Raw genomic sequence first — 18,493 nt, 5'->3', positions numbered from 1 at the left:
TTTGGGGCATCTTTTGCTAGATCGTGCCGGTCTATGCCAGACGTAGGCTCACTCCCACTCAATCGTCGCCGGCGGCTTGCTCGACACGTCATACGTCACGCGCGAGATGCCTTCGATCTCATTGATGATGCGACCGGAAACGGTCTCAAGCAGTTCGTAAGGCAGGTGCGCCCAGCGCGCGGTCATGAAGTCGATGGTTTCCACCGCACGCAAGGCCACAACCCACGCGTAACGACGGCCGTCACCTACAACGCCCACCGATTTCACCGGTTGGAACACCACGAACGCTTGGCTGACTTTGTGGTACCAGTCGGCCTTGCGCAGTTCTTCGATGAAGATGTGGTCGGCGCGACGCAGCAGGTCGGCGTATTCCTTTTTCACTTCACCGAGGATGCGCACGCCCAGGCCCGGGCCCGGGAAGGGGTGGCGGTAGACCATGTCGTACGGCAGGCCCAGTTCCAGGCCCAGGCGGCGGACTTCGTCCTTGAACAGTTCGCGCAGCGGTTCGACCAGCTTGAGGTTCATTTCCTCGGGCAGGCCGCCCACGTTGTGGTGGGACTTGATCACGTGCGCCTTGCCGCTCTTGGCGCCGGCCGATTCGATCACGTCGGGGTAGATGGTGCCTTGGGCGAGGTACTTGATGTTGTCCAGGTGTTTGGCCTGGGCATCGAATACGTCGATGAAGGTACGGCCGATGATCTTGCGCTTCTTCTCCGGGTCGGACTCGCCGGCCAGGTTGTTGAGGAACTGCTCTTCGGCGTTGGCGCGGATCACCTTGACGCCCATGTTCTCGGCGAACATGGCCATCACTTGCTCGCCTTCGTGCAGGCGCAGCAGGCCGTTGTCGACGAAGACGCAGGTCAGCTGGTCGCCGATGGCTTTGTGCAGCAGGGCGGCGACCACGGAGGAGTCGACGCCGCCGGACAGGCCGAGCAGCACGTTGTCGGTGCCGACCTGGGCGCGGACGTTGGCGATGGCGTCTTCAGCGATTTTCGATGGGGTCCACAGGGCTTCACACTCGCAGATGTCGAGGATGAAGCGCGACAGGATGCGCCCGCCTTGCTTGGTGTGGGTCACTTCCGGGTGGAACTGCACGCCGTAGTAACGACGCTCGTCGCTGAACATGCCGGCGATCGGGCAGCTCGGGGTGCTGGCCAGGATGTGGAAGTCCTGCGGCATTTTGGTGACCTTGTCACCGTGGCTCATCCACACGTCGAGGCCGAACAGGCCGTCGGCGTCGATGTGGTCTTCGATGCCGTCCAGCAGGCGGCTCTTGCCGACCACGTCGACACGGGCGTAACCGAATTCACGCAGCTCGGAGCCTTCGACCTTGCCGCCCAGTTGCTCGGCCATGGTCTGCATGCCGTAGCAGATACCGAAGACCGGCACGCCGAGGTCGAATACCGCTTGCGGGCAACGCGGGCTGTCGGCTTCGTGCACGGACTCGGGGCCGCCGGCGAGGATGACGCCCTTGGGCGCGAATTCGCGAATCGCTTCGTCATCCATGTCGAACGGGTGCAGCTCGCAGTACACGCCGATTTCACGCACGCGGCGGGCGATCAGTTGGGTGTACTGGGAACCGAAGTCGAGGATCAGGATGCGGTGGGCGTGAATGTCGAGGGCCATGAAGTCAGTCTCGTCTAATGAATCAGAAACAACTCGGGGCTGAAAGAACAGCCCCGGTTACTTAACGTTTTGCTGGAAGCTTCAACCTACGCGGTAGTTTGGCGCTTCCTTGGTGATCTGCACGTCGTGGACATGGGATTCAGCCATGCCGGCGCCGGTGATCCGTACGAACTCTGGCTTGGTGCGCATTTCTTCGATGTCGGCGCTGCCGGTGTAGCCCATCGAGGAGCGCAGGCCGCCCATCAGTTGATGGATGATCGCGCTCAGGGTGCCCTTGTACGGCACACGGCCTTCGATGCCTTCCGGGACGAGCTTCTCGGCGCCTGCCGAGGAGTCCTGGAAGTAACGGTCGGAAGAACCTTGCGCCTGGGACATGGCGCCCAGCGAACCCATGCCGCGGTAAGCCTTGTACGAACGGCCCTGGAACAGTTCGATCTCGCCCGGCGCTTCTTCGGTACCGGCGAACATCGAGCCCATCATCACGCAGGAGGCACCGGCCACGATGGCCTTGGACAGGTCACCGGAGAAACGGATGCCACCATCGGCGATCAACGGCACGCCGGTGCCTTCAAGGGCCGCGGCGACGTTGGCGATGGCGCTGATTTGCGGCACACCTACACCGGCGACGATCCGCGTGGTGCAGATCGAGCCAGGGCCGATACCGACCTTGACCGCATCCGCGCCAGCTTCGGCCAGGGCCTTGGCGGCGGCGCCGGTGGCGATGTTGCCGCCGATCACTTGTACCTCAGGGAAGTTCTGCTTGACCCAGCGCACGCGGTCGATCACACCTTTGGAATGACCGTGGGCGGTGTCGACCACCACCACGTCAACACCGGCAGCGACCAGGGCCGAAACGCGGTCGCCGGTGTCTTTGCCGGTACCGACGGCGGCGCCGACGCGCAGACGACCTTGGTCATCCTTGCTGGCCAGCGGGTAAGCCTTGGCTTTTTCGATGTCGTTGACGGTCATCATGCCCTTGAGCGCGAATTTGTCATCGACGATCAGCACGCGCTCGATGCGGTGCTTGTGCAGCAGTTCGCGCACATCGTTCTTGTCGGCGCCTTCCTTGACCGTGACCAGGCGCTCTTTAGGCGTCATCACTTCGCGAACGGTGACTTCAAGACGGTTCTCGAAACGCACGTCACGGGAGGTGACGATGCCGACCAGGTCGCCATCGTGCAGTACCGGAACGCCGGAGATATTGTGCAGGCGGGTCAGTTCGAACAGGTCACGCACGGTGGCGTCGGCTTCGATGGTGATTGGATCTTTCACCACACCGGCTTCGTAACGCTTGACCTTGCGCACTTCGGCAGCTTGCTGCTCGATGGTCATGTTCTTGTGGATGATGCCGATGCCGCCTTCCTGAGCCATGGCGATGGCCAGACGGGCTTCGGTGACGGTGTCCATGGCAGCGGAAACCAGGGGAATATTCAGCTCGATGCCACGGGTTAGGCGGGTCTTGAGACTGACTTCGTTAGGGAGCACCTCGGAATAACCGGGCACTAGGAGAATGTCGTCGAATGTCAGAGCTTCTTGGCTGATACGCAGCATCGCGGGGGCTCCCGAGCGGGAAAATGGAAGCGCGCCATTATACTCAGACACCCTTCAGGTCTCAATGTAAAACTCTGACATATTTGGGAATAGTGATAGATGGAGAAATCTGGCTCCACCTGATCGTTCCCGCGCTCTGCGTGGGAATGCATCCTGTGACGCTCCGCGTCAGGACTTTAAGGCGGGACGCAGAGCGTCCAAGGCGGCATTCCCACGCGGAGCGTGGGAACGATCACGGAGAGGAGGGGTTAAAGCTCGACTTTGACCCAGGCGATCTTCTGGTCCAGCCAATCGGCAAATTCATCGATAAAGCTCTGCTTGAACCCCGCCTCCGCCCAGTTGTTGAAGATAAATCCAAGGTTGGAAAACCCGCATTCCTGCAGGAACAGGAAGCCGTTGATGTCATCTTCATGCCCGCACAACGGGCAGGTGAAATTGTCGGTGTGGCCGGGCATCCAGTCTTCCAGGCTGTCGAACAGCGCTTCGCCGACCTCTTTCAGGCATTCGGGGCAGCCGGCTTCTTCGAGAAAACCCTTGGCCGGCGTGTAGATGCAGCGCTTGTAGATGATTTCCAGGCCATTGATCGGCTCGTTGAACGGCAACGCTTCGGGGTGCAGCACCACCGCGCGGGCACCGTCGGCCAGGGCATAGCCCATGCGGTTGCCGGTGCCCCCGCAGGTGGTGAGTTCTTCCTTGACGATGTTCTTGCGCACCAACCAGCGCACGATCGCCCGGGCGCGGGGTTCGTGGACGGGCAAGGTGGAGATTTTCGGGACAAGGATGCTTTGGGAGTTCATGGTACCTGGAGCCCTGCGGTGAGGCGTCTGACGCCTTCGCGAGCAAGCCCGCTCCCACATTGGACTGCATTCCTACAGGAGAAACGCGATCAATGTGGGAGCGGGCTTGCCCGCGATAGGGCCTTGAAGGCTGGCAGCTTAATCCCTGAAAAAATCAGGTCAAGCACTCAAATACCGCCCGATCAGCGCAATCCCGCTCGCCAACACCAACCAGGTTACCACCCTTACAAACGCCTCACGGGACATCCGCATCGTCAGCCCGCGCCCGCACCACACCCCCAGCGCCATCGCCGGCAACAGACAAACCGCCAGCATCAACAAGGGCAGATCCGCATACACCCCGGCGATAAGGAACAGGCTCAAGCGCACCACCGTGCTGCAACTGATCAGCGCACTCTGGGTGGCCCGCGCCGCGTCCTTGGGCAAGCGGCTATTCAGGTAGAGCGCATATAAAAACCCGCCGCTGCCGAACAACGCGCCAAACAAGCCGCCGACCGTGCCCATGGGAATCGACCAGCCCGCCGCCAACTGCGCTGGCCGCGCCTTTACCGCCAGGCTGTAGATCGCGTAGGCGCTGATAAACAGGCCCATCAGCAACAGCAACAGGTCCGAATGCAGGTTGAGCAGGAACACCACGCCTAATGTGCAGCCTATGGCCATGCACGGCAGTAATCGCAGCAGTTCCGCTTTGTTCACGTCCCACCGCGATTGCAGCAGATTGCCGAACGCCGCCACAAAATCCAGCAACACCAGCAGCGGGATGATTTTCGACAGTGGCATGAACAGGATCAGGACCGGCCCCGCCACCAACGCCGTACCGAAGCCGGCGATGCCAAACACGATGTACGCCACGACAATGCCCAGGCCGATAATCAGCCAGTCCACACCGCCAAACGACCACTGACTCATCAGCTCAACCGGGCTCATGGGCAATTCCTTATTCGAGAGCGTTTCACTTTAGCCATTGGCGAGGGATGCGACTAATATCTTCAAAGCCCTCGACCTATCTTGAAAAGGCATGACGCGTGATTTCCACCCGCCAACTGCGTTACTTCGTTGAAATCGTCGACAGCGGCAGCTTCAGTGCCGCCGCCGAACGCCTGTTCGTGGCGCAATCGGCCTTGAGTCGGCAGATCAAGGCCATGGAAACCCAACTGCAGACCGCACTGTTCGAACGCACCGCGCGCCAACCCCGGCTCACGGCGGCGGGCGAAGCGTTCTATCCGCGAGCACGCAACCTGCTGAGTGAGTTGCTCAGGGCGGGTGAAATGGCGACCCAAGTGGGCAACGGCGAACGGGGCACGCTGCGCCTGAGCCATTCGAGCACGGTGCCGATGAGCGGCCCGTTGCTGCAAGGTATTAGCACTTGGCTGGAGCGCAGCCCTGGGGTGTCGATGGATATCGCCAAGCTGTCCTCCGAAGCGCAGTTGGAAGACATCGCCGACGGCCGCCTGGACGTTGGGCTGCTGCGCCTGCCCGTGTTGCGCCAGCGTGACGGCGTGCGTGTGGTGCCTTTGTACAGCGAGCCGTTATGGCTGGCGGTGCCACCCAACCATCCCTTGGTGGGCAGCCATACGCCGGTGGAGTTGGCGCAGCTCAAGGACGAGGCGTTTATTTCCATTCCTCATCCTCAGCGCGGCGGCCTGAGTTATCTGTCAGCCGAGTTGTGCATGCGCGCGGGATTTTTTCCCAAGGCCGCGCGGGTGATGTCACGCAAGACCACCCAGCTGCAGCTGATCCAGGCCGGCTTCGGTATTGCCTTGTTACCAAAATCCATGCGGGACATCGCCCCGATCAACCTGCACTTTTTGCCCCTGGCCGACCCGGACTGCCTCAGCACCGTGGCCCTGGCCTGCGCGCAGGCGCCTAGCGCGCTGGTGGAGCAGTTCTGTCAAACCTTGCACGAATGCCTATAAACTGCCGACCATGATTAAAGATCCTTTTGCCCGACTGGGCCTGGACCGCGAAGTCCTGACTGTCAGCCAGCTCAACGGCCGCGCGCGGGTGTTGCTGGAAGACGTGTTCACCAATATCTGGGTCGAAGGCGAGATCTCCAACCTCGCCCGCCCGGCTTCCGGCCACGTGTATTTCACCCTCAAGGACAGCGGCGCGCAGGTGCGTTGTGCACTGTTTCGCAACAATGCCGCGCGGGTACGCCAGGCGTTGAAGGACGGCCTGGCGGTAAAAGTGCGCGGCAAGGTCTCGCTGTTCGAAGGCCGTGGCGATTACCAACTGATCCTCGACACCGTGGAGCCGGCCGGTGACGGTGCGTTGCGCCTGGCTTTCGATGCGTTGAAGGAAAAGCTCAGCGCCGAAGGCCTGTTCAGCGTCGAGCGCAAGGTGCCGCTGCCGGCGCATCCTCGGCGCATTGGCATTATCAGTTCGCCGACCGGCGCGGTGATCCGCGACATCATCAGCGTGTTCCGCCGCCGCGCGCCCAACATCGAACTGACGCTGATCCCCACCGCCGTGCAAGGTCGCGAAGCCATCACGCAGATCGTCCGTGCGCTGAAACTCGCCGACGCCCGCGGCTTCGACGCGCTGATCCTGGCCCGTGGCGGCGGTTCGCTGGAAGACCTCTGGTGCTTCAACGAAGAGGCGGTGGCACGCGCGGTGGACGCCTGCGTCACGCCCATCGTCAGCGCCGTCGGGCATGAAACCGATGTGTCCATCAGCGACTTCGTGGCGGACGTGCGCGCCCCTACCCCCTCCGCCGCCGCTGAATTGCTGGCACCGGACGCCAGCCACCTGGTGCGCCAAGTCGAGAACCTGCACCGCCGCCTGGTGATGCTGATGCGCAACCGCCTGCGCCACGACCGCCTGCGCCTGGAAGGCATGGCCCGGCGCCTGCGTCATCCTGGCGAACGTCTGCGCCAGCAGGCCCAGCGTCTGGACGACCTGGACATGCGCCTGCGCCGCGCGTTCGAGCGTGGCCTCAACACCCGTCGCGAACGCCTGATCCGCCTGGAGACCCGCCTCGCCGGGCAACATCCGGGCCGTCAACTGGCCCTGCTGCGCCAGCGTCTGGACAGCCTCGCCGAACGCCTGCCCCGTGCCATGCGCGAAGGCCTCAAGGCGCGGCGCCTGCAACTGCAAAGCCAGGTGCAGACGCTGCACGTGGTCAGCCCGCTGGCAACCTTGGGCCGTGGGTACAGCATCTTGCTGGACGAGCGCGGCCAGGCGATTCGCAATGCAGCGCAAACCCACACCGGCCAGCGCCTGACCGCGCGCCTCGGTGAAGGCCAATTGCAAGTGCGGGTGGAAGACAACCACCTGACACCTGTCACCCTTTCGTTATTGGATTGATTGATGCCACGTTTCTTTAGCCTGCTGATGTTGTTTTGCCTTGCCTTCAACGCCCACGCCGACAGCTACATCACCCGCACCTTGAACAAACCGGTGCCGGGTGGCGTGGCCGTGGTTGAACTAGGGCCTGCGGCAGCGGCGCCCAAAGCCACCTATCAGGGCAAGCCCGTGCTGGTGGTGAAGGAGGCGGACACCTGGCTGGCGATCGTCGGCATCCCATTGACGGTCAAGCCGGGCAACGAGCGCATTAGTAGCGGTGGGCGTACCTTGCCGTTTATCGTCGGTTACAAAAAGTACCCGGAGCAACGCATCACCCTGAAAAACAAAAGCCAGGTGAACCCCGAGCCGGCGCAGCTCAAGCGCATCGAGGCGGAGCTGGCGGTGCAGATCAAGGCCTACCGCAGTTTCAGCCCGAACCTGCCGAGCAACCTGGTGCTCGACAAACCGGTGAACGGGCCGCTGTCGAGCAAGTTTGGCGTGCGACGGTTCTTCAACGGTGAAGAGCGTAATCCCCATTCGGGCCTGGACTTCGCCGTGCCCGCCGGCACGCCGATCAAGACCCCGGCGAACGGTAAAGTGATTCTGGTGGGCAACTATTTCTTCAATGGCAACACGGTATTTGTCGACCACGGCCAGGGCTTTATCAGCATGTTCTGTCACATGTCGACGATCGACGTGAAAGTGGGCCAGCAACTGGCGCGCGGCGCAGTGGTGGGCAAGGTCGGCTCGACGGGCCGCGCGACAGGGCCGCACATGCATTGGAATGTCAGCCTGAACGATGCGCGGGTTGATCCGGCGATCTTTATTGGCGCGTTCCAGCCTTGATATAAAGGGCGAGGCGACGGGCCTCATCGCGGCATAGGTATCTACACAACTTTCAAAGGCTAAGAAATCTCCCTGTAGTGAGCGGGCTTGTCCCGCGCTGGGCTGCGAAGCCGCCCCAAACCAGACGATCTGGTTTCATCTGGAACACTACGGTGTCCTTATTGGGGCCGCTTCGCAGCCCAGCGCGGGCGGTGCGACGATTCGCCAAGCCCGCTCACTACAAAGATGTGTAGATACCTATGCTCATCGCGGGCAAGCCCGGCTCCCACAGGTGAGCGCATTGCAAGTGTGGGAGCTGGCTTGCCTGCGATAGCGCCAGGCCAGTCACCTCGATTGCGCAGCTGATAAACGCAACGCAAACAAAGCATAGAAAACTCAGCTTTTCGGCAACAAAATCTCGACTTCTACACTAATAGAAGAACTTATCTCAATTTTTTCCGACTGCTTGCCATCTTTCACCCCGGCGGTTAGGGTTGAGCTTATGAAAACCTCTCACACCCTCATTCAGCTCCGCCAGCACCGCAGCCTGTGCCTCGTCAGCGCACGACTGCCAGGCTGAATCGATCTGCCTCGTCTTGCAAAAACATCCCAAAAACAGTTCTACGGCAGGCCGCCTTTTCTCGGCCCCTACAACAAAGGATTTCCCGATGAGCATGCTCAAAGACCCGTCTTCGAAGTACCGCGCGTTTCCGACCATTGATATCCCGGACCGCACCTGGCCTTCGAAAACCATCACCACCGCGCCGATCTGGTGCAGTTCCGACCTGCGTGATGGCAACCAGTCGCTGATCGAGCCGATGGACGCGGCGAAAAAGCTGCGCTTCTGGAAGACGCTGGTGGCTGTGGGCGTCAAGGAAATCGAAGCCTCGTTCCCGGCCGCGTCGCAAACCGATTTCGACTTCGTGCGCACCCTGATCGAAGACAACCACATCCCCGAGGACACCACCATCCAGGTGCTGACCCAGGGCCGTGAAGACTTGATTGCGCGCACCTTCGAATCCCTGCGCGGCGCCAAGAAAGCCATCGTGCATTTGTACAATGCCACTTCGCCGTCGTTCCGCCGCATTGTGTTCAACCAGGACAAGGACGGCATCAAGGCCATCGCGGTCAACGCCGCCAAGCTGTTCGTCAAATATGCCGCGCAGCAGCCGGAAACCCAGTGGACCTTCGAATATTCCCCCGAGACCTTCAGTGCCACTGAGCTGGAGTTCGCCAAGGAAGTCTGCGATGCGGTGATCGAGGTGTGGAACCCGACGCCCGAGCACAAGATGATCCTCAACCTGCCGGCCACCGTGGAGTGCGCCACGCCGAATATCTATGCCGACCAGATCGAGTGGTTCGGTCGCCATATCAACCGGCGTGACAGCGTGATCATCAGCCTGCACACCCACAACGACCGTGGCACCGGCGTGGCCGCTACCGAGCTGGGCCTGATGGCCGGCGCCGACCGCGTCGAAGGCTGCCTGTTCGGCAACGGCGAGCGTACCGGTAACGTCGACCTGGTCACCGTGGCCTTGAACATGTACACCCAGGGCCTCGACCCACAGCTGGACTTCTCCGACATCGACGGCGTGCGCAAGGTCGTCGAGGAGTGCAACCAGATCCAGGTGCACCCACGTCACCCGTATGTCGGCGACCTGGTGCACACCGCGTTCTCCGGCTCTCACCAGGACGCGATCCGCAAGGGCTTCTCCCAGCAGAAAGACGATGCACTGTGGGAAGTACCGTACCTGCCGATCGACCCCGCCGACATCGGCCGCAGCTACGAAGCGGTGATCCGCGTGAACAGCCAGTCGGGCAAGGGCGGCATTGCCTACCTGCTGGAGCAGGAATACGACATCAGCTTGCCGCGCCGTATGCAGATCGAATTCAGCCAGGTGGTGCAGGCCGAAACCGACCGCGTCGGCCTTGAAATGACCGCGCCGCAGATCTACGCCTTGCTGCAGCGTGAGTACCTGCAAGCCAACACCCCGTACGCGCTGGTCAGCCACCGCTTGCAGGAAGAGAACGGCAACAGCTTTGTCGAGGTGGAAGTCTCGGGCAAGGGCCAGGGCGAAACCAACCTGCACTGGAAAGGCAAAGGCAACGGCGCGCTGGAAGCATTGGTGGCGGGCTTGCCGATTGGTGTGGAGATCATGGATTACAACGAACATGCGATTGGTGCGGGTACCAACGCTAAAGCGGCGGCGTACATCGAGTTGCGCGTGAATGGCGAGCGTCCGGTGCATGGCGTGGGTATCGATGAAAACATCACGACCGCGAGCTTCAAGGCGCTGTTCAGTGCGCTGAACCGCTCGTTGAGCCAACAGGAAGCGAAAGCGGCGTAACGGGCTGCTCAAATGTGGAAAGGCCTCTGGGTGAGAACTCAGGGGCCTTTTTTTGTTGGCTGGGCGGGCCTCTTCGCGAGCAAGCCCGCTCCCACATTTTGACCGTATTCCTACAGGATAAACACGGTCGAATGTGGGAGCTGGCTTGCTCGCGAAAGCGGTCTGTCAGACAAACTGAAAGCTATCGGCATCCAGGTTCGCCGGGAACTTGGCGCGATACGCCGCCAATTCGCCCGCATCCAGGCTCACCAGAAACACCCCATCCGCCTCCCCCGCGCTCAGCAAGGTCTCACCCTGAAAATCCAGCACTTGGCTGTCGCCGGTATAAGCGAATCCCTTCCCATCCGTGCCGACCCGATTCACCGCCGCCACATAACACAAATTCTCGATGGCCCGCGCCGGCAATAAGCGGTTCCAGTGCAACCGCCGCGCACCCGGCCAGTTGGCGGTATACAGCAACAAGTCGGTATCCTGGGCATCGCGACTCCACACCGGGAAGCGCAGGTCGTAGCAAATCAACGGACGGATACGCCAGCCCTTCAATTCGAACTGCACCTGGCGCTTGCCGGGGGTGTAGTGGTCATGCTCGCCCGCCATGCGGAACAGGTGGCGCTTGTCGTAATGCAACACTTCGCCATCGGGACGCGCCCACAGCAAGCGATTGCGGTGGCTGCCGTCAGCGGCCTGGATGATCACGCTGCCGGTGATCACCGCGTTGTACTTCGCCGCCTGGGCCTGGAGCCAGTGATGGGTGGGACCGTTCTCTGGCTCGGCGAGGCTGGCCGACTCCATGGAAAAGCCGGTGGTGAACATCTCGGGCAGCACGATCAGATCGGCGCCCCTGGCCTGCTCCAGCAGCCGCTCGAAATGGTCGAGGTTAGCCTGGCGGTCGTGCCAGGCCAGGGTGGTCTGCACCAGGGCGATATTCAGGTTGGGCAAAGCGGTCAAATCACGCATAGTTTTTCGGCTGCCTGTCGCAGCGTGTCCTCGCGTTTGGCAAAGCACAGGCGCACCAGGCGCTGGCCTTGGGGTGGGTTGCGGTAGAACACCGAGATGGGAATTGACGCCACGCCGTGCTCGCGCGTCATCCATTCGGACATGGCGACATCATCCAGGTCCGGACGAATCCTGGAATAATCCACCAGCTGAAAGTAAGTCCCCGCCGATGGGCTGAAGTTGAACCGCGACGGCGCCAGCAACTGGCAGAACAGGTCGCGCTTGGCCTGGTAGAACGCCGGCAGCGCAACCACATGCTGCGGGTGCTCGGCCATGAAGTCGGCCAGCGCGTACTGCAACGGCGTCACGCCACAGAAACTGACGTATTGATGCACTTTGCGCAGCTCGGCCGTGAAGGCCGGCGGCGCAACTACATAGCCAGTCTTCCAACCGGTGACGTGATAAGTCTTGCCGAACGAACTGACCACGAACGCACGCGGGTACAGCTCCTCATGGGCCAGTACGCTGACGTGGGGCACATCGTCGAACACCAGGTGTTCATACACTTCATCGCTGAGCAGATAAATATCGCGCCCGCGAATCAGCTCGGCCAGTTGGTCCAATTCCTCACGGCTGACCAGCGCGCCGCTGGGATTGTGCGGGCTATTGAGCACAATCATGCGCGTGCGTGGCGACAGCGCGGCCTTGATGCGCTCAAAATCCAGGCTGAAATCCTGCAAGTCCAGTTGCACATGCACGCAGCGCCCACCAGCCAGCTCTACCGAGGGCGCGTAGCTGTCGTAGCAAGGGTCGAAAATGATCACTTCGTCACCGTTGCGGACCACAGCCTGGATCGCGCAGAAAATGCCCTGGGTGGCGCCGGGCGTGATGGTGACTTCAAGGTCGGCATCGACGCTGACACCGTAGCTGCGGGCAATCTTCGCCGCCACCTGCTGGCGCAGCGCGGGCAAACCGCTCATCGGTGCGTATTGGTTATGGCCGCTGGCAACGTGTCGACCCACGGCGTCGAGCAAATCTTGAGGGCCATTGAAGTCGGGGAAACCCTGGGACAGGTTGATTGCGCCGGTTTCGGCCGCCAACTGCGACATGCTGGTGAAAATGGTCGTGCCGACGTTCGGCAGCTTGCTGGTGATCATGAAAGGCCCCTGCAGATGAGGCCCAAGTTTTAAGCTGCCTGCTGCATCGGGTCAAGGCGCAAACCATCGCGCACAAAAAAGGGCTCGCAATGAGCCCTTTTTTGGCAAGTCGATATCAGCGCTTGTCGCGGCGCTTTTTGTCGGCTTTCTTGTGATGCGTCATCATCCGGCGCTTTTTGTTGACCTGGCGGTCGGTAAGGCTGTTCTTGTTACCTTCGTACGGGTTCTCGCCGCCCTTGAACTCGATGCGGATCGGCGTGCCGACCAGTTTCAAGACACGGCGGTAGGTGTTTTCCAGGTAGCGCACATAGGACTTGGGCACCTTCTCGATCTGGTTACCGTGGATCACGATAATCGGCGGGTTGGCACCACCCAGGTGGGCGTAACGCAATTTGATCCGGCGGTTGTTGACCATCGGCGGCGCGTGCTCGCCCACCGCGTCTTCCAGGATCTGGGTGAGGCGGTTGGTCGGCCAGCGCGTGACCGCGGACTTGAACGAGTTCTGTACGGAGGCGTAGAGGTTGCCCACGCCGGTGCCGTGCAGCGCCGAGATGAAGTGGATATCGGCGAACTCGACGAAGAACAGGCGACGCTGCAGCTCGATCTTGACGAAATCGCGCTCGCTCGGCGTCATGCCGTCCCACTTGTTGATCGCGATTACCAGGGCCCGACCGGCTTCCAGGGCGAAGCCCAGCAGGTTCAGGTCGTGGTCCACCACGCCTTCGCGGGCGTCCATCACGAAGATCACCACGTTGGCGTCTTTGATCGCTTGCAGGGTTTTGACCACGGAGAATTTTTCAACTTCTTCGTGGATCTTGCCGCGCTTGCGCACACCGGCGGTGTCGATCAGCGTGTACTTCTCGTCGTTGCGCTCGAACGGGATGTAGATGCTGTCGCGGGTGGTGCCGGGTTCGTCATAGACGATTACCCGGTCTTCACCGAGCATACGGTTGACCAGGGTCGACTTGCCGACGTTAGGACGGCCGATGATGGCGATCTTGATACCGTCTTTTTCGCTCGGGCCAGGAATGCGCTTGGCTTCCTCACCTTCGGCGACGATCTCTTCCTCACCCTCTTCTTCCTCATCGTCATCCTTGGGAAAGGTGCTGAGGGCAATTTCCAGCATCTGCGTGATGCCGCGACCGTGGGCGCCGGCAACCGGGATCGCGTCGCCCAGGCCCATCGGGCTGAATTCGGCGCGGGCCGCCTCAGGATCGATGTTGTCGATCTTGTTCGCGACCAGGTAGGAACGCTTGTTGCGCTTGCGCAAATGCTCGCCAATCATCTGGTCGGCGGCGGTGTAGCCCGCACGGGCGTCCACCAGGAACAACACGACATCGGCTTCTTCAATGGCCAGCAGCGACTGCTCGGCCATTTTTTCGTCCATGCCATGTTCGTCACCGGAAATACCACCGGTGTCGACAATAATGTAGGAGCGCCCTTGCCACTTTGCCTCACCGTATTGGCGATCACGGGTCAGACCGGACAAGTCGCCGACGATGGCGTCGCGAGTCCTGGTCAGGCGGTTGAACAAGGTGGACTTGCCGACGTTAGGTCGGCCCACCAGGGCGATTACGGGAACCATGCGGCTCTCCACTTCGTTATTTCAGAAAATACAAAAGCCGCTGCAGGGCAGCGGCTGGTGCTCGGGGCAGCATCGTCAGATGCCGCATGCCCTGCCGAAGCAGGGCCGCCTGGGTGTTACCCCAAGCAGGGTTGTTACTTGATGGTCAGGGCTTCCAGCTTGCCGCTGTTGCCATACACATACAGCATGTTACCCACCACCAGCGGACGCGCACGCAGGCCGTCGCTGTCGATACGCTCGCGACCGACAAAGCGACCGTCCACCTGGCTCAGCAGGTGCAGGTAGCCTTCGAAGTCACCCACGGCCACGTAGCTGGAAAACACTTCCGGTGCCGATAGTTGGCGGCGAGCCAGGGAATCGTTGCTCCACAATGCAGTGGTGGAACGCTCGTCGACACTTTCGACAGTGCCGGATGCCAGGCTCACATAGACGCTGCCAAAACCTTGGGCGACACCGGCGTAGCTGGAAGCATCACGCTGCCAGTTAACGCGACCGCTCTGCAGGTCCAGTGCCGCCACACGGCCCTGGTAGGTAGCGACGTAGAGGGTTTCACCGGACAGCAGCAAGCCGCCATCGATGTCCACGACGCGATCCAGCTCGGAACGGCCTTGCGGGATGGCCACACGGGTCTCCCAGGCCGGCACGCCGTTGCGGGTATCCAGGGCGACCACTTTACCGGTCGACAGGCCTGCAACGGCCAGATTGTTGGTCACAATCGGACCACTGGTACCGCGCAACGTCAGCACCGCCGGGGTGCTGTCGTACAACCAGCGCTGTTCGCCAGTGCTGGCGTCCAGGCCGATCACGCGGTCATCCTGGGTTTGTACCACGACGATATCGCCGTTGGTGGCAGGCGGTGCGAGCACTTCACTGGTCACGCGAGCGCGCCATTTCTCTTCACCGGTGCTGGAATCCAGGGCCACGACTTCGCCCTTGAGCGTGCCGAGCATCACCATGCCATAACCCACGCCTACGGCGCCGGACACAGGCAGATCGAGATCCTTGGACCACTTCACGTCGCCGTTCATGCGGTCCATGGAGGTCACCACGCCGGTGACATCAGCGGCCACAATGTTGTCGCCGTCAATTGCCGGCACCAACATATTGTACGTCTCGCCCTGACCGTCACCGATGGAGCGGCTCCACTGCTTTTGCAGGACCACTTCTTCCTTGAAGCTGGTCAGCTCCGCAGGCGGCAGTTCTTTTTTACTGTTGCTGCTGCAACCCGCGGCCAGAACGGCCAGAGCCAGCAATGCTGCATGTTTCCACCGGATCACGTCACGCATCCCCTTTGGCCAGGTCGTCCAGCTTGATTTGTAAGCCACCGACCGCCGCTTCATCAGACAGCGCCGCCTTGGCTTTTTGGTACGCAGCATTGGCTTCGTCGGTACGACCCAATTGGACCAACAGGTCACCCTTGAGCTCTTCGCGAGTGGCTACAAATGCCTTGTCAGCATCGCCGTCGAGCAGTTTGAGTGCTTCGTCGGCCTTGTTCTGTGCCGCCAGTACCTGAGCCAGGCGCTGACGTGCGATTTCACCCAGGGTCGGGTTGGTCGGCTTGTCGGCGATGGCCTTCAGCTCTGCGGCGGCATCGTCCAGCTTGCCGGTATCGACCGCGACTTTCGCGACGAACAGGCTACCGTATTGGGCGTAGGTGCTACCGCCGAATTCGTTCTTCAGCTTGCCGGCCAGGTCCGCAACCTGCGCGGGGTCCGGTTTGCCATCCGGCGTCAGCGTGGTTTCCAGCAATTGCTGATAAACGATCGAGGCGCCCTGGGACTGGTTGGCCTGATACTTGGTCCAGGCTTGCCAGCCGAACACCACCACTAAAGCCAGCAGACCGCCTGTGACCAGGGGCTTGCCGTTACGCTGCCACCAGTCCTTGAACTCGGCCAGTTGATCATCATCAGAACTCGACACCCCAGTACTCCTTAATCGCTAAATTCGGCTGTTCGACAGCTTCAACCCTGCACGACGCAGGTGGCCAAGTGCGCAGCGAGCGCATCAAAGGCAATGTTCTGTTGCTCGCCCTGGCCACGCAGGGGTTTGAAACCTATCACTTGCTGGGCCAGCTCGTCCTCGCCGAGGATCAGCGCATACAGCGCGCCGCTCTTGTCGGCCTTCTTGAACTGGCTCTTGAAGCTGCCGGCGCCGGCGTTCACCTGCAGGCGCAGGTTCGGCAGTTGGTCACGCACTTTTTCGCTCAAGGCCAGGGCTGCCAGTTCGGCAGCCTCGCCAAAGGCGCAAAGGTACACGTCCACCTGACGGGAAATTTCTTCAGGGACCTGCTCCAGGGTCTCAAGCAGCAGGATCAACCGCTCGATACCCATGGCGAAACCTACACCGGTCGTCGGCTTGCCGCCCATCTGCTCGACCAGGCCGTCGTAGCGCCCACCGGCACACACGGTGCCCTGGGCGCCGAGCTTGTCGGTGACCCACTCGAACACGGTTTTGCTGTAGTAGTCGAGGCCGCGCACCAGCTTTGGATTGATGACGTAGGGAATACCAGCCGCATCCAGACGAGCCTTGAGGCCCTCGAAGTGCGTGCGGGATTCGTCGTCCAGGTAGTCGGCCATTTTCGGCGCGTCGACCAGCACCGCCTGGGTGTCGGCATTTTTGGTATCAAGCACGCGCAGCGGGTTGGTCTTCAGGCGGCGCTGGCTGTCTTCGTCCAACTTGTCCAGGTGGGCAGACAGGTACTCGACCAGCGCGACCCGGTAGCGGCCACGGGACTCACTGGTGCCCAGGCTGTTGAGCTCAAGCTTGACCGCGTCGCGGATGCCCAACTGGCCCCACAGGCGCCAGGTCAGCACGATCAGCTCGGCGTCGATGTCCGGACCGTCCAGGTTGAACACTTCGCAACCGATCTGGTGGAATTGGCGATAACGGCCTTTCTGCGGACGCTCGTGGCGGAACATCGGGCCGATGTACCACAGTTTCTGGGTTTGGCCGCCACCCGTGATGCCATGCTCCAGTACAGCGCGAACGCATGCGGCGGTGCCTTCCGGACGCAGGGTCAGGGAGTCGCCATTGCGGTCTTCAAAGGTGTACATCTCTTTTTCGACGATGTCGGTCACTTCACCGATGGAGCGCTTGAACAGCTCGGTGAATTCGACGATCGGCATGCGGATCTGCTTGTAACCGTAGTTATCCAGCAGGCGCGCGACCGTGCTTTCGAAGTAGCGCCACAGTGGCGTCTGCTCCGGCAGGATGTCGTTCATGCCGCGAATGGCTTGCAGAGACTTGCTCACATCAAATCCTTAAATTCGTTCTTAGCCGCGCGCGATCAGCGCTGCGTCAGCCGCGACCTTTTCGGCCGCTTTCTGGCGGATCAGTTTTTCGAGCTGATCCACCAGATTGTCATTCGTTAACTTCTGCGCCGGCTTGCCGTCGATGTAGATCAGGTTGGGCGTACCGCCGGTCAGGCCCACATGGGCCTCCTTGGCTTCACCCGGCCCGTTCACCACGCAACCGATCACTGCAACGTCCAGCGGCACCAGCAGGTCTTCGAGGCGCAATTCCAGGTCGTTCATGGTTTTCACCACGTCGAAGTTCTGCCGCGAGCAGCTCGGGCAGGCAATGAAATTGATACCACGGGAACGCAAACGCAGGGATTTGAGAATGTCGTAGCCGACTTTCACTTCCTCAACCGGGTCAGCCGCCAGGGAGATGCGGATAGTATCGCCAATCCCTTCGGCGAGCAGCATACCGAGACCCACCGCAGATTTCACTGTGCCTGAGCGTAAACCGCCGGCTTCAGTGATACCCAGGTGCAACGGCTGCACGATTTCCTTGGCCAGCAGGCGGTAGGCTTCTACCGCCATGAACACATCGGAGGCCTTTACGCTGACCTTGAAGTCCTGGAAATTCAGGCGTTCCAGGTGCTCGACGTGGCGCAGCGCCGATTCAACCAACGCCGCGGGAGTAGGCTCGCCGTATTTCTTTTGCAGGTCTTTTTCCAGGGAACCGGCGTTGACGCCGATGCGGATTGGAATGCCACGATCACGGGCCGCGTCCACCACCGCGCGCACACGGTCTTCGCGGCCGATGTTGCCTGGGTTGATGCGCAGGCAGTCCACACCCAGTTCGGCCACGCGCAACGCGATCTTGTAGTCGAAGTGAATGTCGGCAACCAACGGCACCTTGACCAGTTGCTTGATGCGACCGAAGGCTTCGGCCGCGTCCATGTCCGGCACCGACACGCGCACGATGTCCACGCCTGCCGCTTCCAGACGGTTGATCTGGGCAACGGTGGCGGCGACGTCGTTGGTGTCGCTGTTGGTCATGCTCTGCACCGCGATGGGGGCATCGCCACCCACCGGCACCGAGCCGACCCAGATCTTGCGCGATACGCGACGTTTGATTGGAGATTCGCCGTGCATG

General features: G+C 61.2%; 15 protein-coding genes. 4 read left to right on the top strand and 11 right to left on the bottom strand.

From position 1 onward, the window contains the following. Nucleotides 1–48 precede the first annotated feature (48 nt). The 4 genes from guaA to H0Z09_RS15290 form a co-directional block, all read right to left on the bottom strand. Entirely contained in the window at nt 49–1,626 is a 1,578-nt protein-coding gene (gene guaA, locus H0Z09_RS15305; protein ID WP_186691289.1) for a glutamine-hydrolyzing GMP synthase, read from the bottom strand. 81 nt (nt 1,627–1,707) lie between these two features. Further along, nucleotides 1,708–3,177, bottom strand: a complete 1,470-nt coding sequence (gene guaB / locus H0Z09_RS15300) for an IMP dehydrogenase (RefSeq protein WP_186691288.1) — start codon at nt 3,175–3,177, stop codon at nt 1,708–1,710. A 248-nt stretch (nt 3,178–3,425) separates the two neighbouring features. After that, on the bottom strand, nt 3,426–3,974 hold the full coding sequence (locus tag H0Z09_RS15295; protein WP_186691287.1) for a sugar ABC transporter ATPase: 549 nt from the start codon (nt 3,972–3,974) through the stop codon (nt 3,426–3,428). Between the two features lie 159 nt (nt 3,975–4,133). Then, a complete protein-coding gene (locus tag H0Z09_RS15290) occupies nt 4,134–4,901 on the bottom strand; it encodes a sulfite exporter TauE/SafE family protein (RefSeq protein ID WP_186691286.1) in 768 nt (255 codons plus the stop codon). A gap of 98 nt (nt 4,902–4,999) precedes the next feature. On the opposite strand from H0Z09_RS15290, the gene H0Z09_RS15285 reads away from it, so the two are divergent. The 4 genes from H0Z09_RS15285 to leuA all read left to right on the top strand — a co-directional run bounded on the left by H0Z09_RS15285 (nt 5,000) and on the right by leuA (nt 10,432). Next, a complete protein-coding gene (locus H0Z09_RS15285) occupies nt 5,000–5,890 on the top strand; it encodes a LysR substrate-binding domain-containing protein (RefSeq protein WP_186691285.1) in 891 nt (296 codons plus the stop codon). 10 nt (nt 5,891–5,900) lie between these two features. Then, the gene (xseA, locus tag H0Z09_RS15280) at nt 5,901–7,280 is read left to right on the top strand and encodes an exodeoxyribonuclease VII large subunit (protein ID WP_186691284.1); all 1,380 of its coding nucleotides are present in this window, start codon (nt 5,901–5,903) and stop codon (nt 7,278–7,280) included. Between the two features lie 3 nt (nt 7,281–7,283). Beyond that, nucleotides 7,284–8,105 (top strand): M23 family metallopeptidase, encoded by an 822-nt coding sequence (locus H0Z09_RS15275; protein WP_186691283.1) that lies wholly within the window; start codon nt 7,284–7,286, stop codon nt 8,103–8,105. Between the two features lie 647 nt (nt 8,106–8,752). Beyond that, nucleotides 8,753–10,432 carry a 2-isopropylmalate synthase gene (gene leuA, locus H0Z09_RS15270; protein WP_076949866.1) on the top strand — a complete coding sequence of 560 codons (1,680 nt, stop codon included), beginning with the start codon at nt 8,753–8,755 and terminating at the stop codon, nt 10,430–10,432. A gap of 165 nt (nt 10,433–10,597) precedes the next feature. Here the strand turns inward: leuA and H0Z09_RS15265 are convergent, their stop codons facing one another. From H0Z09_RS15265 to ispG, 7 genes are all read right to left on the bottom strand, one after another. Beyond that, nucleotides 10,598–11,389, bottom strand: coding sequence for an amidohydrolase (locus tag H0Z09_RS15265; RefSeq protein ID WP_186691282.1), 792 nt, complete (start codon nt 11,387–11,389; stop codon nt 10,598–10,600). Then, a complete protein-coding gene (locus tag H0Z09_RS15260; RefSeq protein ID WP_186691281.1) occupies nt 11,377–12,525 on the bottom strand; it encodes a pyridoxal phosphate-dependent aminotransferase in 1,149 nt (382 codons plus the stop codon). The genes H0Z09_RS15265 and H0Z09_RS15260 overlap by 13 nt, the downstream gene beginning before the upstream one ends. A gap of 115 nt (nt 12,526–12,640) precedes the next feature. Further along, complete coding sequence (der, locus tag H0Z09_RS15255; RefSeq protein WP_076949869.1) at nt 12,641–14,110, bottom strand: ribosome biogenesis GTPase Der; 1,470 nt, start codon at nt 14,108–14,110, stop codon at nt 12,641–12,643. Between the two features lie 134 nt (nt 14,111–14,244). Next, nucleotides 14,245–15,396, bottom strand: a complete 1,152-nt coding sequence (gene bamB, locus H0Z09_RS15250) for an outer membrane protein assembly factor BamB (RefSeq protein WP_186691280.1) — start codon at nt 15,394–15,396, stop codon at nt 14,245–14,247. Then, nucleotides 15,389–16,030, bottom strand: a complete 642-nt coding sequence (locus H0Z09_RS15245) for a YfgM family protein (RefSeq protein ID WP_076949872.1) — start codon at nt 16,028–16,030, stop codon at nt 15,389–15,391. The genes bamB and H0Z09_RS15245 overlap by 8 nt, the downstream gene beginning before the upstream one ends. 41 nt (nt 16,031–16,071) lie before the next feature. Continuing rightward, nucleotides 16,072–17,361 (bottom strand): histidine--tRNA ligase, encoded by a 1,290-nt coding sequence (gene hisS / locus H0Z09_RS15240; protein WP_186691279.1) that lies wholly within the window; start codon nt 17,359–17,361, stop codon nt 16,072–16,074. Nucleotides 17,362–17,382: 21 nt separating this feature from the next. Beyond that, nucleotides 17,383–18,492, bottom strand: coding sequence for a flavodoxin-dependent (E)-4-hydroxy-3-methylbut-2-enyl-diphosphate synthase (gene ispG, locus H0Z09_RS15235; protein WP_057723957.1), 1,110 nt, complete (start codon nt 18,490–18,492; stop codon nt 17,383–17,385). Nucleotide 18,493: the final 1 nt, after the last annotated feature.

Origin of the sequence: Pseudomonas sp. SWRI18, assembly GCF_014268345.1 — a bacterium.
Classification (GTDB): domain Bacteria; phylum Pseudomonadota; class Gammaproteobacteria; order Pseudomonadales; family Pseudomonadaceae; genus Aquipseudomonas; species Aquipseudomonas cedrina.
The sequence above is the reverse complement of the archived record's forward strand: the minus strand, read 5'-3'. Positions and strand labels throughout refer to the sequence as shown.

Bases quoted from the DNA above. Each gene is read 5' to 3' on its own strand.
- bamB (WP_186691280.1), bottom strand. From the start codon at position 15,396: ATGCGTGACGTGATCCGGTGGAAACATGCAGCATTGCTGGCTCTGGCC.
- der (WP_076949869.1), bottom strand. From the start codon at position 14,110: ATGGTTCCCGTAATCGCCCTGGTGGGCCGACCTAACGTCGGCAAGTCC.
- guaB (WP_186691288.1), bottom strand. From the start codon at position 3,177: ATGCTGCGTATCAGCCAAGAAGCTCTGACATTCGACGACATTCTCCTA.
- H0Z09_RS15265 (WP_186691282.1), bottom strand. From the start codon at position 11,389: ATGCGTGATTTGACCGCTTTGCCCAACCTGAATATCGCCCTGGTGCAG.
- guaA (WP_186691289.1), bottom strand. From the start codon at position 1,626: ATGGCCCTCGACATTCACGCCCACCGCATCCTGATCCTCGACTTCGGT.
- leuA (WP_076949866.1), top strand. From the start codon at position 8,753: ATGAGCATGCTCAAAGACCCGTCTTCGAAGTACCGCGCGTTTCCGACC.
- ispG (WP_057723957.1), bottom strand. From the start codon at position 18,492: ATGCACGGCGAATCTCCAATCAAACGTCGCGTATCGCGCAAGATCTGG.
- H0Z09_RS15275 (WP_186691283.1), top strand. From the start codon at position 7,284: ATGCCACGTTTCTTTAGCCTGCTGATGTTGTTTTGCCTTGCCTTCAAC.
- xseA (WP_186691284.1), top strand. From the start codon at position 5,901: ATGATTAAAGATCCTTTTGCCCGACTGGGCCTGGACCGCGAAGTCCTG.
- H0Z09_RS15290 (WP_186691286.1), bottom strand. From the start codon at position 4,901: ATGAGCCCGGTTGAGCTGATGAGTCAGTGGTCGTTTGGCGGTGTGGAC.
- H0Z09_RS15260 (WP_186691281.1), bottom strand. From the start codon at position 12,525: ATGATCACCAGCAAGCTGCCGAACGTCGGCACGACCATTTTCACCAGC.
- H0Z09_RS15295 (WP_186691287.1), bottom strand. From the start codon at position 3,974: ATGAACTCCCAAAGCATCCTTGTCCCGAAAATCTCCACCTTGCCCGTC.